15 protein-coding genes are annotated in these 17,822 nt (G+C 46.8%); 8 read left to right on the top strand and 7 right to left on the bottom strand.

Going from position 1 to position 17,822, the window contains the following annotated elements; genetic code table 11:
• Positions 1-315: 315 nt before the first annotated feature.
• The 3 genes from GC102_RS07330 to GC102_RS07320 all read right to left on the bottom strand — a co-directional run bounded on the left by GC102_RS07330 (position 316) and on the right by GC102_RS07320 (position 3,042).
• Positions 316-780 (bottom strand): RidA family protein, encoded by a 465-nt coding sequence (locus tag GC102_RS07330; RefSeq protein ID WP_171688892.1) that lies wholly within the window; start codon positions 778-780, stop codon positions 316-318.
• A 490-nt stretch (positions 781-1,270) separates the two neighbouring features.
• Entirely contained in the window at positions 1,271-2,383 is a 1,113-nt protein-coding gene (locus GC102_RS07325; RefSeq protein ID WP_171688891.1) for an alanine racemase, read from the bottom strand.
• Positions 2,383-3,042 carry a helix-turn-helix transcriptional regulator gene (locus GC102_RS07320; RefSeq protein WP_171642651.1) on the bottom strand — a complete coding sequence of 220 codons (660 nt, stop codon included), beginning with the start codon at positions 3,040-3,042 and terminating at the stop codon, positions 2,383-2,385. The genes GC102_RS07325 and GC102_RS07320 overlap by 1 nt, the downstream gene beginning before the upstream one ends.
• 163 nt (positions 3,043-3,205) lie before the next feature.
• Here GC102_RS07320 and GC102_RS07315 point away from each other — a divergent pair, with 163 nt between their 5' ends.
• The 6 genes from GC102_RS07315 to GC102_RS07290 all read left to right on the top strand — a co-directional run bounded on the left by GC102_RS07315 (position 3,206) and on the right by GC102_RS07290 (position 11,109).
• Positions 3,206-5,002, top strand: coding sequence for a cache domain-containing sensor histidine kinase (locus GC102_RS07315; RefSeq protein ID WP_171688890.1), 1,797 nt, complete (start codon positions 3,206-3,208; stop codon positions 5,000-5,002).
• The gene (locus GC102_RS07310; RefSeq protein WP_171688889.1) at positions 4,999-6,558 is read left to right on the top strand and encodes a response regulator transcription factor; all 1,560 of its coding nucleotides are present in this window, start codon (positions 4,999-5,001) and stop codon (positions 6,556-6,558) included. Before GC102_RS07315 ends, GC102_RS07310 begins: the two co-directional genes overlap by 4 nt.
• Positions 6,559-6,681: 123 nt before the next feature.
• Positions 6,682-8,028, top strand: coding sequence for an extracellular solute-binding protein (locus GC102_RS07305; protein WP_171688888.1), 1,347 nt, complete (start codon positions 6,682-6,684; stop codon positions 8,026-8,028).
• Positions 8,029-8,100: 72 nt separating this feature from the next.
• The gene (locus GC102_RS07300; RefSeq protein WP_171688887.1) at positions 8,101-8,976 is read left to right on the top strand and encodes a carbohydrate ABC transporter permease; all 876 of its coding nucleotides are present in this window, start codon (positions 8,101-8,103) and stop codon (positions 8,974-8,976) included.
• 28 nt (positions 8,977-9,004) lie between these two features.
• Positions 9,005-9,877 (top strand): carbohydrate ABC transporter permease, encoded by an 873-nt coding sequence (locus GC102_RS07295; protein WP_171688886.1) that lies wholly within the window; start codon positions 9,005-9,007, stop codon positions 9,875-9,877.
• 137 nt (positions 9,878-10,014) lie between these two features.
• Entirely contained in the window at positions 10,015-11,109 is a 1,095-nt protein-coding gene (locus tag GC102_RS07290; RefSeq protein WP_171688885.1) for a GGDEF domain-containing protein, read from the top strand.
• A gap of 408 nt (positions 11,110-11,517) precedes the next feature.
• Here GC102_RS07290 and GC102_RS07285 read toward each other — a convergent pair whose 3' ends face one another.
• The 4 genes from GC102_RS07285 to GC102_RS07270 all read right to left on the bottom strand — a co-directional run bounded on the left by GC102_RS07285 (position 11,518) and on the right by GC102_RS07270 (position 15,462).
• On the bottom strand, positions 11,518-12,369 hold the full coding sequence (locus tag GC102_RS07285) for an SDR family oxidoreductase (RefSeq protein ID WP_171688884.1): 852 nt from the start codon (positions 12,367-12,369) through the stop codon (positions 11,518-11,520).
• Between the two features lie 33 nt (positions 12,370-12,402).
• Positions 12,403-12,888 (bottom strand): acyl-CoA thioesterase, encoded by a 486-nt coding sequence (locus GC102_RS07280; RefSeq protein WP_171688883.1) that lies wholly within the window; start codon positions 12,886-12,888, stop codon positions 12,403-12,405.
• Positions 12,889-12,895: 7 nt separating this feature from the next.
• Positions 12,896-14,515: a long-chain fatty acid--CoA ligase gene (locus GC102_RS07275; protein ID WP_171688882.1), complete on the bottom strand. Its 1,620-nt coding sequence runs from the start codon at positions 14,513-14,515 to the stop codon at positions 12,896-12,898.
• 149 nt (positions 14,516-14,664) lie between these two features.
• Positions 14,665-15,462 (bottom strand): Cof-type HAD-IIB family hydrolase, encoded by a 798-nt coding sequence (locus tag GC102_RS07270; protein WP_171688881.1) that lies wholly within the window; start codon positions 15,460-15,462, stop codon positions 14,665-14,667.
• 123 nt (positions 15,463-15,585) lie between these two features.
• Here GC102_RS07270 and GC102_RS07265 point away from each other — a divergent pair, with 123 nt between their 5' ends.
• Both GC102_RS07265 and add read left to right on the top strand, forming a co-directional pair.
• Complete coding sequence (locus tag GC102_RS07265) at positions 15,586-16,269, top strand: DNA alkylation repair protein (RefSeq protein ID WP_171688880.1); 684 nt, start codon at positions 15,586-15,588, stop codon at positions 16,267-16,269.
• A gap of 209 nt (positions 16,270-16,478) precedes the next feature.
• Positions 16,479-17,525 (top strand): adenosine deaminase, encoded by a 1,047-nt coding sequence (add, locus tag GC102_RS07260; protein ID WP_246320779.1) that lies wholly within the window; start codon positions 16,479-16,481, stop codon positions 17,523-17,525.
• Positions 17,526-17,822 lie beyond the last annotated feature (297 nt).

The following is a 17,822-nucleotide window of genomic DNA, read 5'->3' as shown; positions in this document are numbered from 1 at the left end:
CTCGAATGCAGCGAAAGTGGCGTGAGACGTCTGAAAAGGACCTCTCAGCTGCTGAGAGCAGGCGAGTTAGTGGGTTTTGCGTCCTGAGAAGGCAGAAAAGGCTGTCTCGGAGGCACGAATGGAGCGAAAGTTTCTGAGGTGTCTGAAGAAGACCCCTCAACTGCTATTTGCTTATATGCTGCTACATTAGTAATTTAAGACGTGGAGATCGCATTACAGGGACTTAATTTGTATGGGGTTATCCCCATGCCCAGCGCAGAAAATAATATGAAAAAAACCTCCTCATGCTTGAGGAGGCTATCGTTCTTATAGTGCCTAATCTCGCACTTCCACGATAAGTTCAATTTCCACCGGTGTGTGGAAAGGCAGATCGCTCGTACCAATCGCTGAGCGAGCATGTTTGCCCTGCTCACCGAACACAGCAACTAACAAGTCAGAAGCACCGTTGATGACATAGGGCTGATCACCAAAGCCCGGAGCGCTGTTGACAAAACCGAGCATTTTTACGATTTTGACAACACGATCCAAATCTCCAAGGTAACCCTTCATAACCGCTAAGCAATTGATAATGGTTTGACGGGCCGCCGCTTGACCTTGCTCGATGGTGACTTCACGGCCAACTTTTCCTTCGTACATAAGTTCACCGTTAATGCGACAATCCTGACCGGATAAGTAAATGAGATTCCCTGTCTGATTGCAAGGAATATAAGTGAAACGCGGTTCTGGGGATGGGGGAAGCGTAATACCTAGCTCTTGTAGACGTTGTTCAATTTGGGACATAGTGTTGACCTCCTAGTCAAATGATGATTAAATCGAATCTGTCGATTCATTCGTTATGCCTCTTTATTCAGAATCCATGGACGACGCCAGTTTTCGGTTATTAACTCTCATTGAGCGACTAATACATGAAAGTGAGCATCCGTGGTTACCAATGTTGTATTTTCTGCAACAATTCCCACCCCCAAAAGCCATTTGGTATGTTGAAGTTGTAGTTTGTACAACATTTCGAACCCATTTGTTGCGAAATGACATGTAAAGGGCTCAATTGTTGCACACTATGCAACATCGAAGGGAAAAAGGTGGGATCTAGGCAGCAATTGTTGCACTTTTTACAACATCATTCAACCGATAATATGGATTCATTCATCCATCAGGCAACCTCAAGTGAGCATATATGGTGATGGATTTCGATTTAAGACACTCCAATGTAGAACAAGATTGGATAAATGAATCGACGGCCTCTAATTCGGCAGTCATGCTGCCTGATTGCTTACTCCAACATACCTCGTGCAAGCACCGGCAATTGCTCAAACGCATCACCGCACTGCATAATAATCTGATTGTGCAGGTTGACGGTGCTGCAAATATGATTAGGGATAATACGCAGCTTGTCGCCTACCTGTAGGTTGGCCGCTTGGGCGAGTGGCCCAAGATCAAGCATGCCATGCTCTTCGGACAAGCGAACGAGAAGCGCATCCTCAAGGTCCATGATGTGCCCAAAGCCCCGCAGTTGAAGCGGGTCCATGCCTGGCTGCACATCGGTAGCGAAGGTTTTGCTGCCGCCATCGATGATCGCGAGATTCGCCGACGGGCGGCTAACGATGGTGACGAGCACGCTGCCAGCGCAGTCTTCGATGCCGCAGAGACCTAAGCGGGCTTGCATCCGATCGTAGTACACGTAGGTGCCTGGGCGGACCTCCGTTACGCCTTCTACCGCAGCGGCGGAAGCAGCCGTCGGTGTGGATCCGACGCTAACGTCCGTGATAGCGATGCCCTGCGCTCTAAGACGCTCGGCCAGCTGCACCATGAGCGTGCCTTCTTCTTGACCGGCTGCAGCCACGTCGAGGGTAGGCTTTCCTGCTAGCAGGGAGCCGCGAAACGTATAGATGCCGGTCAGCCGCAAATGCGGCATGCGAGCGATCTCCACGGCGAGCGCGGAGGCCTGCTCGTAAAGCACGCCGGTTCTACGAAAGCCGGTGTCGATTTCTAGCCGGACTTGCAGCGAGTGGCCAAGTCGGCTAGCGCACTGCTCTAATTGCTGAGCGCCTGCCAAGCTGTCGACGCCGACGATTAGCTCGATTTGCTCGCTTAAGCGAATCGCTCTTTCAATCTTGCTTGCGGTCACAAGCGGGTAAGCGATGAAAATATTGGTAACGCCACCCGCCGCCATAACCTCAGCTTCGGAAACTTTCGCTACTGTAATACCGACAGCGCCAGCCGCTATCTGTTGGAGTGCGACGGAAGGGAGCTTATGCGTTTTCGCATGCGGACGCAGCTTCACATGGTGCTGGCTAACCATATCAGCCATAGCTTGAATGTTACGATCCATGCGTTCTACGTCAATTAGCAGGCAAGGTGTCTCCAAATTCTCCAACGTTTTCATCAACCTTCCACACTCTCTTTCACGGCACTTTTGCCTTCCTCTAAGTGGCTATAAAGGGTATACTTTGAAATATTCAAATAGGTGCAAATCTTCTCGCCGCCTTTTTTAATAAGAAAAGCACCTTTGGCATCCAGGAGTTGAATCATGCGCATTTTGTCCTCCTTGGTCATAACCGCCACGGGTTTGCCTACTTGCTCTTGTGCTTCTTGAATAAGAGCATCAAGCAGATCGCTTACACTCGTAACGAACGATTCCTTTACTTCTGTTTGTTCCCCAGGACGTATAAGCGTCTGCAGCGTTTTCTCTGCGATCATCAGCTCCGTGATATCGTAGTTAATGCACAGCGAGCCAACGATAGTGCCTGCTTTATTTTTCATATACATCGAACTAGAGCGCAGAATGCGTCCATCTTTGGTTTGTGTTAAGTAGTTAAACTTGTTGCCGTTTACATGATTGCCCCGCAGCAGCTCCAGGCCCAGATTCGTTCCGGGATCTCCGACTTTACGACCTGTGATGTGACCATTCGCAATCGCGACGATGGAGCTGTCGTAAGGACCTGTCAAGTCATGCAGCACGACTTCGCAGTTGTCTCCGAATTGAGCGGCAAGCCCTGTCACAAGATCGGTCAAAAACCCAAATTCATCTTGAATTGATTCCATGCCTGTCATCTCCCCGTGTAAGGTTACTCTGAGAAAAATGGTAACACAAACTGGTTGAATGTCAAACAAAAAGTTTGTTGAACTAAAAAAAAGTATGATTTTCTGTCTGTGCTCATGGTACTATGTAAAAAAGATCATTGTAAGACCGAAGGAGGGATCACCCATGAGACGCTGGTTTGCCAAATCCCTGAAACGTAAACTGTCATTGCTTATTTTATTTGCAGTTGTATTACCGCTGCTTTCAATGGGGATCGTTTCCTATAGCATCGCAACATCGGTGACGGAAGATAAAGCGAAGCAGGCGGGAATGAACACACTGAAGCAAATGTCGGACAAGCTTGATTTTGTCATTCAAGACGTTGAGAATATGTCGGTCTTTCTGATCGGGCAAAAGGATATTCAAACGTATCTCAATAACGAAGAAGGGGACGTCAACAGCTATTCACTTATCGTGGGCACCCTATGGAATTTATCGTATTCCAAAAAATACATCTCCAACATTACGATTACACCGAAAAACGGCAACCCTGCACTTTCTACAACGACCATAACCAATTCAGGATTATTTCCTCTCTCACAGCAATATGAATCCGTTTACAAATCAGCTTCAAAATGGTGGTCTCCACTGTATGAAATTCAAACATCGGACGGACCGAAGAAGGTCATTTCACTCGTCAGACCCATTCGTGATGTCAGTACTTTCAAGACGTTAGGTACGCTTACCGTTTCGCTCGATCAGGCAGAAATTGAGCGTTATTTGACAGGTGCAGGATGGGAAAGCAGCGGGTTCGTTCTTTTGTTAGATCAGTATGATCAGATCATGTCGGGTGGCGATCCGAGTTGGTTAGCACGAACTGTCGGAGAAGTTTTTCCGAAAATGGGTGAGCTAACGGAGACAAGCGGTGTGCTCAACGTACAAAGAGACGAACAGCCACACACGGTTCTGTTTAATCCGATTCCTCGGTTAGGATGGAAATTGGTTGGTTTCATCCCTACACAGATCTATCAAAAGCAAAATGGTTACGTGCTTACAGTGACAGCTGTTACGATCGTAATTGCACTGCTGCTCGCTATGGGGATGGTGCTTTATTTCTTGCAATGGGTAACAAAGCCCTTGATCAAATTGACCAAGTATCTGAAGGATCTGAATCCAGATGAGACGATTCCTACCTATGAGGTGAAAAGTGTTGATGAAGTCGGACTACTTGTCCACAGCTATAACAAGCTGAGTGAACGGATTGGAAGACTGAAGGATCAAGTACAGCTGAACGAGGCGATGAAAAAGGAAGCGGATATTATGGCTCTGCAGGCGCAGATCAATCCGCACTTTCTGTATAATACACTCTCCTCCATACACTGGATTGCTTTGATGAATAAGGATCTTCAAATTGCTGAAATGGTGGGTGCGCTCAGTGATTTCTTGAGATTTAGTTTGAATAAGGGCGAGGAGTTTTGTGCCGTTCAGCAGGAAATTTCTCATGCACAGAACTATGCCTATATACAAGCTATTCGGTTTCCAGACCAGTTTGAGATTGAATTTTTTATCGATCCCGCGATGTTGCAAACCTCGATGTTGAAGCTGCTTCTACAGCCGCTGATTGAGAACAGCCTTATTCATGGTATCCAGAAGAAAAAAGCGAAGGGTCACGTCTATGTGCATGGGGAACTGCAGGATAGTCAAATGAAATTCGTTGTTGAAGATACCGGAATAGGCATGGATGAGACGAAGCTACGCGCGATTCAAGATCAGCTCGCTTTGGCCAATCGTCAACTGGGTATGCTAAGCGAAGTCGCTAAAGAAACGAAGATAGCTGTTACTAGCTATGGACTCATCAATGTTCACCGGAGATTGTTACTGCATTATGGAGCAGAATCTGGGCTTATTGTTGAGAGTACGCAGGGTGTGGGGACGAGCATTTCATTTTCAATTCCTCTTGGGATGGGAGAACTAGCGACATGAGAATCTTGATTGTAGATGATGAGGTTATTATACGAACAGGTCTTTGTACGGTAATTGATTGGAAAGAGCTCGGGCTAGAACTGCTTCCGGCTGCCTCTTCAGCTGAAGAGGCTTTAGAACGCATTCCTGAAGAGAAGCCGCATATTGTGCTGACCGATATTCGTATGTCAGGTATGGACGGTATCGAGCTTGCACGCGAGGTGAAAGCGATACTGCCGGATACAGAGATCGTTATCCTTACGGGTTACGATGACTTCAGTTATGCACAGCAGGCACTGCGCGAAGGTGTGACCGATTACTTGCTGAAGACAAGTCGTCCGGAAGAGATTATTAAAGCTGCGCTGAAAGCGAAGCAGAACATAATGGATAAATGGGAGTCGATCAAACAAGATAACCTTCAACAGGCTGCACTGCGCAATCAGTTGTTGGAACGTGTGCTGGGTCGAGGTTTGAACGATGATAGGGAAGCTCAAGAGCAGCTGCAAGTATGGTTTAGCAAGAATGGTGTGGATTTTCACCCTGAGACAGGTGAGTCTGCAGCTATGCAAGTTCTCCTGATCGCTGTGTCCGGATGGGGGGAGACGCCTATCTTGGAGCTTCTTCAAGGAGCCGCAGAGAATATTCTTTTCGAACTGCTACCGTGCGTCACGCTGATGAAAAAGGACCATCTGCTGCTTGTCGTGCGTCACGAAGTCGGGATGACAGACCAAGCTGGGCTGACAAAGGCGCTTAAGCGCGTTACCGAAACGCTCAAATGCTCGGCTTTTGCAGCGCTTGGAACCGTAACGCAGGATTACGAAGGCCTTCGGGAATCTTATCGTGCGGCGAAAGAAGTTTTTGCTTACCAAGGGCTGCTCGGTGCACAAGGACTGTTTACGGTTGAAGATATCAGGGAACGCAGCGGTGGTCGTACGGTTTGCACGGAGAAAGAGGAAGCTGAGCTTACGGCGATCTTGATGAGCGGCAATGCCACAGAGCTGAGGCACTGGGTGAACCAGAAGGTGCGAGCTCTGCTGGAAGATGCAGCAGCGACGCCGCTTACGGTGCAGGGCTATTTGCAGTCGATGATCATAGCAGGTCATCGATGGCTTGAACGGGCCAGTTCTTCGCAAGAGGGGACCGTTCCTCTAAGCACACTGCCTACCTATGAGGGAGAAGGGCGTCCCGAAGATGAAGTCTTTAAGGTGCTTTCTGCCGTGATGACGCGTTTTCATCAAGGCTTGGATCAGAATCGCTACGCGTATATTCACAAGTCCATTGCCTATATCCGGGACAATCTGCATCAACCGATTTCGCTTCAGCAGGTGGCTGGATTCGTACATGTGAATCCCAATCATTTTAGCGAGGTGTTCAAGCGGGAGACGGGCTGTACGTATATCGAATTCGTCACTCAGGAACGGATGAAACGCGCGGTGGATATCCTCCAGGGCACTCAGACCAAAGTCAGCGATATTGCTAGAAGAGTGGGCTATGAAGATATCAAATACTTTACGCAGCAGTTCAAAAAGTATACGGGAAGAACGCCGTCTGAATTTCGTCTAGGGAATAAAGACTGAATAATGTCCCCCTCTGCGCCGAAGTTTCTCCCGTACCCCCTCCTGAATATGTCCTCTATACTAAAGTTCATAGAGAGAGCTTGAGCTTATGTATCTACGAAAACTTTTAGGAGGTCAAAACAAATGAAAAAGTCATTGATCGTTACACTGGCTGCTACTATTGTCTTAGCTTTATTAGCCGGTTGTGGTTCAAGTGGAACAAAAGAGGGTGCAGCAGGTACCGCGTCTCCCAAATCGACTGATGCAGCCAAACCAGCTGAGAAAGTAAAATTATCGATTTGGCACAACTATACAGGCGAAGATCTTCGCGCCAAAACGATGCGTGAATATATGGAGAAGTTCAAGAAGGATCACCCGAATGTCGAATTAGATATACAGGGAATTCCGCCCGATGGTTACCGTCCGCGGTTAAAAACGGTAGCTGCCGCTAATGAAATGCCAGATCTATTCGTGATGTGGCCAGGTGTCATGACTAAGGAATTCGTCGGTGGTGACTTGATTCAGCCGATTAATGAGCTGCTGGATAGCAAAGCGGAATGGAAGAACGGTTTTATGCCAGGGTCCTTTGATGACTTCACGATCTCAGGCAAAACCTACAGCGCACCGATGGCTCTGTCTCCTACTTCGATCCTTTACTATAACAAAGAAATCTTTAACAAATATAATGTACAGGCGCCTAAGACATGGGACGATCTCATGAAGCTGGTGGATACGTTCAAAAAGAATAATGTTACGCCAATCGCACTTGGCAACAAAGCGGCATGGGTTGCGCAGTCCAGCATTCTTAGCTCACTTGCAGACCGTGTAACAGGTACGGATTGGTTCCTGAAAGCAGTAGATCAGAATGGCGCCAAATTTACGGATCCAGAATTCGTACAAGCCTTGACGTATCTTCAACAGCTTGGTAAGGCTGGGGCTTTCCAAGAAGGCTTCAACAGCATTGATAATACACAAATGGAACAAATGTTCGCTCAAGGTAAAGCGGCCATGATGATCGATGGCGGTTGGGCATTACCGAACTTAGCGTCGAATACGTCCAAAGAAGCATTAGCTAACATGGCTGTTACCGTTCTGCCATCCGTGCCTAACGGCAAAGGTGATCCGAACACCCTTTCAGGCGTAGTAGGAACAGGACTTGGGATGAGTAAGAAAGTTACCGGCGCACAGAAAGCGGCCGCCTATGAACTGATCTATGCCTTGTCTGGCCCAGAGGCACAGAAAGCCATCTTGGAAAGCAACCAGCTCGTTAGCTACAAAGTAGACTTGGATACAACCAAAGTATCTTCCTTGTTTGCAGAAGTGTACAAAATGATGAACACGGTTAAGAAAACGCCAGTTTACGATGGCAAGCTTAGCTCCGCTAGTGCCGATGTCGTGAACAATGGTCTTCAAGAGCTCCTCATGGGTGGAAAGCCTGAAGATATTGCCAAAAAAATTCAAGACGCGCAAGCTAAAGCCGTCGGCAAATAAAGCACGGTCACAGGACTCCAGCCAAAGCCCGGCTGGAGCCTTTTTTCAAAAAAGATAGCAAGGAGGGAAGTTATGACCGTATCCGCAAGAATCAGAGGATTCATTACCATAGGGCTGCTTCCGGCCTTAGTACTCTATCTGTTTTTTGTCATTGTACCGATTTTCTGGTCGGCGTACTACGGCTTTTTCGACTGGAAAGGTATCGGAGCAGCCAAATTTATCGGGTTTGACAACTACGCAGAAGTGATCCAAGATCCAATCTTCTGGAAAGCTTTTAAAAATAACATGCTTATCGTTGCAGCTTCCGTTTTCGGTCAGGTACCTATTGCTATGATATTAGCGCTTCTGCTTATGCGCAGTACTTTATTTCAACGTGTTATTCGTGCTTCTGTATTTATGCCTATGGTGCTGTCCTCTGTTGTTGTCGGGATCATCTGGGGATACATTTACCACCCGCAAATCGGTATTCTCAACTTCTTACTTGAGGGCATCGGGCTTGAAAGCTGGAAGAAATCTTGGCTCTCCGATCCGAAAGTATCGATGTTCGCGCTCATGGTGCCGATCATCTGGAATTATATTGGTCCCTACATGATTATGTTCATTGCCGCTCTGCAGAATATTTCACCTGAGATTGAAGATGCTGCTCAGTTGGATGGCGTGGGTCCGGTGCGCAAATTGTTTGCAGTCACACTGCCTATGATATGGGATACGGTCAAAGTAGCCGTTGTGCTATGCATCTCCGGAAGCTTGAAGGCGTTCGATCTCATCTATGTCATGACGGGCGGTGGACCGGCACACTCCACGGAACTGCTTGCTTCTTATATGTACAACAGCACATTCAATGTGTATCGTTTCGGTTTTGGCAGCGCCATTTCCACGGCAATTATAATTCTTAGTTTGTTCTTAATTGTTGGCAGCCAATATCTCATGAAACGAGACTATCGTTAGGAAATAAATTCTCTCAGGAGGGACATCTATGGAGCAGGTTGTATCGATGCAGACGGGTTTTCCCGCTGAAGGTAAGAAGCGAAGAGGGTGGGCGCGCGGTGTCATCAACGTCTGTTTGACCCTGTATGCACTTGTCACGCTTTACCCGTTGATTTGGTTATTTATGAGTGCTTTAAAGTCCAATGAGGAATTTCATTCTCGGCCCTTTTTACTACCGACGGTTTGGAAATGGGACAATATCGTTCGAGCATGGAAAGTATCGGGTATGGGTCTCTCGCTCTGGAACTCTACTGTAGTGACGGTGGCCTCGCTCGTGCTGACCCTAGTCATTGGAGCTTTGGCAGCCTTTGTTTTATCGCGGTTTGAATTTAAATGGAAGCCGTTTTTTATGGGTTTATTTCTACTCGGAATGCTCATTCCGATTCATAGTACACTCGTACCTCTTTTTATTATTATGAAAAAAATCGGCCTTCTGAACACATACGGTGCACTCATTTTACCTTATGTGGCCTTTGAACTGCCATTAGCCATCTTCGTCATTGCGGCCTATTTAATTACGATTCCCAAAGAAATTGAGGAAGCAGCGTTAATCGATGGCACGGGCTATTGGGGCATTTTCTTTCGGATGATGCTTCCGCTTAGCTTGCCAGCCCTCTCTACGGTTGCGATCTTAGGATTTTTACGCTTTTGGAATGATTTTGCGTTCGCACTAGTCTTTATCAGCAAGCCTGCGCTTAAGACAGTTCCGCTGAGTTTATCTGCTTTTGCTACGGGGTATATGACCGATTACGAATTGACGATGGCTGCACTTGCCATTGCCGTACTGCCAACCATTATCGTGTTCTTGCTGTTCCAAGAGCAGATTATGAAGGGAATGACGGCTGGCGCGGTCAAAGGATAACAATGAATAAAATAGCCATCCTTGGATTCCGAAAAGAGTCCCTAAGGGTGGCTATTTTTTGTATTTGTGACAATCCCTCAAGCTCGTCCTCATAGTTTGCTAACAAAATTATGCTACGATTATGGGGGGTGGATAGTATGAATGACTTATCTTTTGAAACATTACAGGATTTGATTGCCAATTTCTCTATCGTCACCGCTTATTTGTTTTTGGCCAGCCAAGTCATTTATAAGGATTGGAACTTGGGTACGCCTACTACTCTGTATACCAAACTTCATATAGGCGTTTTAACTGGCATTTTAGGTATTATACTTATGGAATTTACGGTTAAGCTGAACGGTACGATTTTAGATTTTAGAAATCTCGCGATTACGATAGCGGCGCTATTTGGTGGAGTTTACTCTGCCCTAGTCACTGGGATCATTATCTCCCTTATGCGTTTATTGGCTTTCGGTACGCTAAGTCCTGCTACCATTTTCGCCGCTTTCAACACTCTTATAATTTCGATCATACTTGGGTGGATTTGCACAAGGAACCTATCCTATTGGAAAAAGTGGGCGTATGCTCTATTTCTTAACAATCTCTTTACGATTATCATTTTTCATATCAATCTGGGGAGTAAGGGTACTATTCCATCCTTCATATACTTGATAATGATGACTTTAGGGGGCATTTTCACCGCTTATTTGACACAATTTCTGATTAAAGCGAAAACTCACTTCCAAATGATCGAAAAGGCAGCTACGTTTGATTTTCTTACTGAGCTTAATAACCATCGTACTTTTGATGAGGCATTCAATTCTTTACTGCTGGAAGCAAAGGATAAGAACGAAGCCTTGACTTTGATGATTATTGATATTGACCATTTTAAAAAAGTGAATGATACTTACGGTCATCCTAATGGTGATACAGTGTTAAAACAATTGGGGAAATTGTTAAAAGATGCCTCACGCTCTTTCGATATCGTATCACGTATAGGTGGGGAAGAGTTCGCCATCTTACTTTACGATTGTCCTCATAAACATGCTTTAATCATTGGGGAGCGAATTAGAATGGCTGTCAGAAACCAGGAATTTATGCTTAATGAGGGGAAGGTCATACAGATCACTGTATCAGTGGGTGTTGCTACGTACCCTGATACTAATGAGAATATCAAAGGAGAAGCAGATAAGGCGCTGTATAAAGCCAAATCATGCGGCAGGAATTTGGTTTGCTCGAATCAGTTCACTTGAAATCCCCAAGCATATGCTGGTCGTTTGAAAATAAGTTCATGTCACTCAAAAAACCGTCAGCCTGAATAGGTAGGACTCATAGGTGATGATTGGGTAAATTGGTAAAGTGAATAGAGGAGAGGGAGCGCAGCGGAGTAGGTAATATGGCAAAAGGGTAATCAAGTAATAAGGTAAACAGGTAGGGAAAAAGAAAGGCAAGTTGTACATCGTACAACAATTTCCTTGATTTTCTCTAGATAAGCAGAAGATGTTGCATAACGTGCAACAATTTAGCCTCTATCTAGCTAAAAAGCTACTTTTTGGCTAGAATTGTTGTATTTTTTGCAACATTCGCGGGGAAAACGCGGAATAACTTGCGTAATGTTGTACAAAATACAACATTACGCAAATGAGTAAAGATCATACCACTCATGACTTGCCCTTGCGCGTCATCTCCGCAAGCCCAATCCACTGCTCCTCGGACACCTCGAGCAGGTCATTGAACTGCCCGGCGCCCTGCAGCCATTCGCCGCCGTCGATCGTGACCACTTCGCCGTTAATGTAGGCGGCGTAGTCCGAAATCAGATAAGCCGCGAGGTTCGCGAGCTCATCCTTCTCACCGACCCGCCGCAGCGGGACGCGGTTCAAAAGCTTCTCCGACAGCTCTGGCGTCGGAGCCAGTCGGCTCCACGCGCCGTCGGTCGGGAAGAGCCCCGGCGCGATGGCGACTTGCCGGATGCCGTGCCGCGCCCACTCGACGGCAAGCGAGCGCGTCAGCGCAAGCACGCCGGCCTTGGCCGCAGCCGACGGTACAACGAAGGCCGAGCCGGTGGAGGCGTAAGAGGTGACGATGTTCAGCATCGTACCGCCGACGCCTTGCTCGATCCATCTTTTGCCCACTTCTAACGTGGTGTAGAACGTCCCGTGAAGGACGATATTCAGCACCGCATCCACGGCGCGCGGAGATAAATGTTCGGTCGGGCTGGCGAAGTTGCCGGCTGCATTATTAATCAGTACATCAATACGGCCATAGTGCTGTTCCACAGCAGCCACCATCTCGGCAACTTGAAGCGGGTCACGCACGTCACAGCTTTTGTAGAATACTTCTTTGCCTTCACTGCTCATTTCGGCAGCCGCTTTAGCGAGTACCTCCTCACGTCGGCTGGTAATCGCAAGTTTAGCGCCTAAAGTCAGAAATTTCTCGCCCATAGCACGGCCTAGACCGGTACCGCCACCTGTAATAAGAATGACTTTATCCTTCAGCAAGGTTGATTCGAACATATCAATCGCGCCCTCCATCATCAATTTACGCTGCTAATAATTAATGCTGTGAATGCTGCTCTTTTGCTGCTGCCCTAGGAACGAAGCTTCGAATTGCTCGATACGGCTTGCTAAATCTTCTGGAAGCGGGGTGCCTTTTTGTGTATGAACATCGACATAAACGCCGGTACTGGTAGCGAAGCTCACAAGCTGCTTATTCTCCCGCTTAACTATTGCATACTGAGTTTCAATTGATGAAGTGCCGATCCGGCTAACTTTCATATAAATATCGAGGTTATCGTTAAAATGTGCTTGAGACTTGTATTCGACGCTTTGGTTGACGAGAAAGAAGGTTTTATCAGCCAGATTACCATCCGAATTTGCAAAAAATAAACCCAAACCGTTCATATACTCACAGCGGGCTTGCTCCATGTAAATGACAGAAGAAAGGTGACTCAGGTGCCCGTTCGCATCCGTTTCACAGAAACGAACTTTCGTTGGTGTATAAAAGCGGAAGCCTTCTAATTCAAAATTGTTCATTTGCTATCTAGTCTCCTGTAAAATAGGTTTGATACTGCTCGCGAAGCCCGCGTTTCATAAATTTACCGACCGACGATTTAGGTATTTCGTTGAGGAAAACAACATCGTCCGGAATCCACCACTTCGTGAATTTGTTTGCCAAAAAGGTGAGTAAATCTTCTTTGTTGTCATCCGTTTGTAACGCAGCGTCTTTCAGGACGACGAAGGCAAGAGGCCGTTCATCCCATTTGGGATGCGGTACGCCGATGACACAAGCCTCGAACACATTGGGATGCGCCATTAATGCGTTTTCTAAGTCGAGAGACGAAATCCATTCCCCACCGCTTTTGACCAGATCCTTTGCCCTGTCCACCAGCTTCACAAATCCCTCAGGATCAATAACCGCGATATCTCCGCTGTAAAACCAACCGTCCTGGAACGACTCCTGAGTTCGGGCATCTTTGTAGTATTCCGTAGCTACCCATGGCCCGCGCAGTAAGATTTCGCCCATTTCCTTACCATCCCAAGCTACCTCACCCCGAGGTCCAACGATTTTCATATCAAGCCCAGGCACTAGCAAGCCTTGAGTAGCTCTCGCATCGTACTGTTCATCGTAAGAGGCCTCTTCCTGATAGCTTTTGAGGCGGGCAACGGTAACGAGAGGACACGTTTCTGTCATCCCATAGGCATGATAGAATGGAACCTTGAGCCGCTGCTCGTAGCTTTCAATCAGACTGCGCGGGGCAGCCGATCCACCACAGACTACTGCGCGAAGGGATGATAAATCTACTTGCAGTAATTCCTGCACCTTAAGTGCGGCCGTCCATACGGTAGGAACACCAGCAGCAATCGTCACTTTCTCCTCAGCGATCAAACGAAGCAGGATATCAGGTGTCGGCGAAGGTCCCGGAAGCACTTGCTTGCTGCCGAACCAGACAGACGCGAATGGTAGTCCCCAAGCATTAACGTGAAACATCGGCACAATAGGCAGAACGGTGTCGCGTTCAGAGAGTCCTAGTGTATCCGCCAGACCAATGGAGAGGGAATGCAGGTAGATCCCGCGATGAGAATACACCACACCCTTGGGATTACCCGTTGTCGCAGATGTATAACAGATGCCTGCGGGAGCGCTTTCATTTATATCGGCAGCGTATGTATACTGAGGGTCGCCGCCCTCTATCATGTTCTCATATAAATAGACGGGATGTAAAGAAGTAGGCGGCAATTGCTTTTTGTCCGTCATCAAAATATAGCCTTCTATCGTCGTAAGTTGATCCTGGATTTTCTCAATGATAGGGAGTAAAGTCTCATCGACGAAGAGAAATCGGTCTTCTGCATGATTAAGAATATACGCAATATGCTCAGCGGGGAGTCGGATGTTGACGGTGTGCAGCACAGCTTCCATACAGGGGATGGCGAAATAAGCTTCTAGATGCCAGTGGTGATTCCAGGCAAAAGTAGCCACCCGATCTCCCGGCTTCACACCCAGTACTTGAAGGGAGCTGGATAACTGCTTCGCACGTCTCCCGAAATCGGCGTACGTATACCGATGGATGCCGGAGCTTGTACGTGAAACAACCTCTTTTTTGGGGAACAAGGTTTGAGAACGTTCAAAGAGAGAGCGCAGCGTTAATGGGAAATTTCCCATGTGGAAACACCTCCGGAGATTGTCTGATTCTATTGTAATATATAAGCCGGAGGGACAGGATATGTTCAAAAACCAAGCGATTGTAAATAAAAAACCGACTCCGGCGCATGTGAACCATGCAAAGGAATCGGTTTAACTCTCGCGTTCTCTTACGTATTCAAAATAAACTTTTCAATAACATGTCTGACACCGTCGTCGTTATTGCTCTTCGTCACGTAGTTCGCCAGCTCTTTGAGTTGCGGCAGCGCATTGTCCATGGCGACGCCAAGTCCAGCGACTTCCAACATTTCACGATCATTCCAAGCATCGCCCAGAGCAATAACGTCATCTAAGGAGCAGCCAATATGCTCGGCAAGGAAAGTGATCGCATGTCCTTTGGTACCTTCCTTATGCATGAATTCCAAGTAGTGCGGTTTGGACTTCGTAATGTGCATCTTGTCACCCAGCAGGGGAAGCAGCTCTTCGCGCAGTTGGTCGCAAACTTCCGGTGTATCGATGATAAGCATCTTAGGTTGAGGGATGTCAATCCATTGGCGCAGATCACCAATGATATAAGGCGTCTTGGAGAGACGCACGTAGGCTTTAATCTTATCGTTATCTTCACCTGCATAAAGCTCATCCCCATGGTAAAGCTGTAAATGAAGGTTGCGCTTTTCACAGAAATCGAGCAGGAATCGGGCACTTTCAACAGGAACTGTACGCTCGTAGAGGACTTCCTCATCAAGCAGATTTTTGATTAAAGCGCCTTGATAAGTGATAATCGGAACATTGAGTCCGATCTGGTTGGCAATCTTGGCGGCGGATGGGAAGCTTCTTCCCGTTGCAATCGTTACGGTTACGCCTTTGGCAACAGCCTGGTGCATAGCATCAATAGTTTCTTGTGAAATGGTTAGATCATCACGCAGCAGCGTATCATCTAAGTCAGCGGCAACTAGTTTGTAAGTCATGTAGTTCTCTCCGATCCGATAATTAGTCTATAGTAAAAATTCTGCTATAAGCATACCCGAATTATTTTGGAATTGCTACAATAAAGCGTATAGCTGATAGGTTAAAAAGGAGGCACGTAACCGATGGCATCCCCTTATACGGACAAGCTGGAGGCTTGGTTAAGAGCGCACCACAACACGGCAAATGCGCCAAGTATGGAAGCCTACATGAAGAATCATTTCCCATTTCTAGGGATCCGTAATCCAGAACGAGTAGCATTGACCAAGCAATTCACGAAAGAACATGGCATCCCTAAGGGTGAGGAGGGGGTCAGAATTGCCAAAGAGCTCTGGGAGTTGCCGGAGCGCGAGTTTGCCTACACGGCATTATTGGTCCTTACTGGGCTGCGAAAAACCGCTGAACGGGAGCATATCGATGTCTTAGAGCATTTGGTTGTGACAAAATCGTGGTGGGACACCGTGGATATGATCGCTGATCACTTAATCGGCTTTCATTTGCAGAGGTTTCCTGAGTTGATTCCATCCTATGTGGATAAGTGGCTAGCTTCGGATCATATGTGGCTGCAAAGAACGGCGATATTGTTCCAACTAAAATATAAACAACGGACGGATGTACCGCTTCTGTTTAGCTGTATCAGACGTATGGCTGATTCGAAGGAATTCTTCATCCGCAAAGCAATTGGCTGGGCACTTCGGGAGTATTCGAAGACAGATGCCGCAGCGGTACAGTCTTTCGTTGAAAGTACGGAGCTTTCGCCGCTAAGCGTGCGGGAAGCGTTGAAAGTGATTCATCGTAAGGAAAAATGAAATAGGAGATCCGCAGAGGGGGATGAATGACCCTGGAGTGGATCTTTTTTTTATTTCCAGAACTTTATGCAATGTAAGCATACTTTACGCATATATTAATGAAAAGTAATATTTGTCACGTATATTGACATAATCATAACATTCGAGTAAAGTTATTAAAATTCTTTAAAAGCGCGTTACGAGATTAAAAGAAAAAGGAGAGATGGAAGATGAATAACATGCGGGCTAACGATCTATTAGCGAGATTACCCAAGGTTGATCTTCACTTGCACTTGGATGGCAGTGTGAAGCCAGAGACGATTCTGGATCTCGCTCGTAGGCAAGGCATTGAACTTCCTGTTTATGATAAAGATGGACTCATTCCACACATGCGAGTAGGTGAGGAGTGCGGAAGTCTCATTGAATATCTAAGCAAATTTGATTTTACTACTCGGTTTTTACAATCTGCTGAGGCCTTGGAGCGAGTTGCCTACGAGGTCGTAGAACAGTCTGCTGAGCATAATTGCAGATATGTGGAAGTTCGTTTCGCGCCGCAGCTGCATAAGAACAACGGTTTGACGGTTGAGGAAACGATTCGTCATGTGGTAGAGGGAATGAAACGGGGGCAGCGGGATTTCGGTGTGAGAGTCGGCGTCATTGCGATTTGCATGAGAAATCATTCTTGCGAAAGCAACCTAGAAGTGATCGAAGCGGCTGCTAAGTATGTAGGAAAAGGCTTAGTCGCTGTCGACTTAGCTGGTGATGAGGCGTCGTATCCACCGGAATGTTTCCGGGAGGTTTTTGCGGAATCAGGAAGACTTGGTATTCCTGTTACAATCCATGCCGGTGAAGCAGCTGGAGCGATGAACGTGTATGAAGCCGTCACGAATCTCGGCGCTGTTCGTATTGGGCACGGTGTTAGATTGAAGGAGAGCAGGTCCATATTGGAAATGGTCAAGGATCGCCGCATCCCGCTCGAAATGTGTCCGATCAGCAACATCCAAACGAAGGCCGTTTCCGGTTGGGAAGCCTACCCGATTCGCGAATATTTGGAGCAAGGGCTGGTTGTTACGATTAATACAGATAACCCCAGCGTATCGGGTACGAACATTACCAATGAATACCGGGTGCTTGCGGATCGCTTTGGCTTTACGACACCGGAATTGGTTAAGCTGATCATGAATGGCGTAGATGCCGCCTTTATGGAAGATCATGATAAGCTGTCGTTAAGACGAGAGATGGAAGAGGAAATGAGTAGTTTGGGCGTGCTCAACTAATAGCCTAATGAGAGAAGAACCCGTTGCGATCATGCAGCGGGTTCTTTTTTTTGAAGAGTTCTTTTCAACCACTTTAGGAGCCTTCTATTGGAAATTATTCATCAGAAGAGTAGCAATTGTTGCAAAGCGTGCAATGATCAACAACCAAGTGTATAAGCTATAAAGATGTTTTTCATTGTTACAAATGCGAGGGGATGTGGAATCGTGTCTGTAACGATGTTTTTCATACTTACAAACGAGAAAAAAGCAGTTTTATGCACTGAGCGAAGCTGTAAAGATATTTTTCATTGTTACAGT

This window comes from Paenibacillus germinis (assembly GCF_013141785.1).
GTDB classification, from domain to species: Bacteria; Bacillota; Bacilli; order Paenibacillales; family NBRC-103111; genus Paenibacillus_E; species Paenibacillus_E phytorum.
This window is presented reverse-complemented; position numbering and strand designations above follow the sequence as displayed.

Excerpts from the sequence above, each read along its gene's own strand:
- GC102_RS07315 (WP_171688890.1), top strand. The coding sequence starts at position 3,206 with ATGAGACGCTGGTTTGCCAAATCCCTGAAACGTAAACTGTCATTGCTT.
- GC102_RS07305 (WP_171688888.1), top strand. The coding sequence starts at position 6,682 with ATGAAAAAGTCATTGATCGTTACACTGGCTGCTACTATTGTCTTAGCT.
- GC102_RS07285 (WP_171688884.1), bottom strand. The coding sequence starts at position 12,369 with ATGTTCGAATCAACCTTGCTGAAGGATAAAGTCATTCTTATTACAGGT.
- GC102_RS07325 (WP_171688891.1), bottom strand. The coding sequence starts at position 2,383 with ATGAAAACGTTGGAGAATTTGGAGACACCTTGCCTGCTAATTGACGTA.
- GC102_RS07320 (WP_171642651.1), bottom strand. The coding sequence starts at position 3,042 with ATGGAATCAATTCAAGATGAATTTGGGTTTTTGACCGATCTTGTGACA.
- GC102_RS07280 (WP_171688883.1), bottom strand. The coding sequence starts at position 12,888 with ATGAACAATTTTGAATTAGAAGGCTTCCGCTTTTATACACCAACGAAA.
- GC102_RS07310 (WP_171688889.1), top strand. The coding sequence starts at position 4,999 with ATGAGAATCTTGATTGTAGATGATGAGGTTATTATACGAACAGGTCTT.
- GC102_RS07295 (WP_171688886.1), top strand. The coding sequence starts at position 9,005 with ATGGAGCAGGTTGTATCGATGCAGACGGGTTTTCCCGCTGAAGGTAAG.
- GC102_RS07270 (WP_171688881.1), bottom strand. The coding sequence starts at position 15,462 with ATGACTTACAAACTAGTTGCCGCTGACTTAGATGATACGCTGCTGCGT.
- GC102_RS07290 (WP_171688885.1), top strand. The coding sequence starts at position 10,015 with ATGAATGACTTATCTTTTGAAACATTACAGGATTTGATTGCCAATTTC.
- GC102_RS07300 (WP_171688887.1), top strand. The coding sequence starts at position 8,101 with ATGACCGTATCCGCAAGAATCAGAGGATTCATTACCATAGGGCTGCTT.
- GC102_RS07275 (WP_171688882.1), bottom strand. The coding sequence starts at position 14,515 with ATGGGAAATTTCCCATTAACGCTGCGCTCTCTCTTTGAACGTTCTCAA.
- GC102_RS07265 (WP_171688880.1), top strand. The coding sequence starts at position 15,586 with ATGGCATCCCCTTATACGGACAAGCTGGAGGCTTGGTTAAGAGCGCAC.
- add (WP_246320779.1), top strand. The coding sequence starts at position 16,479 with ATGAATAACATGCGGGCTAACGATCTATTAGCGAGATTACCCAAGGTT.
- GC102_RS07330 (WP_171688892.1), bottom strand. The coding sequence starts at position 780 with ATGTCCCAAATTGAACAACGTCTACAAGAGCTAGGTATTACGCTTCCC.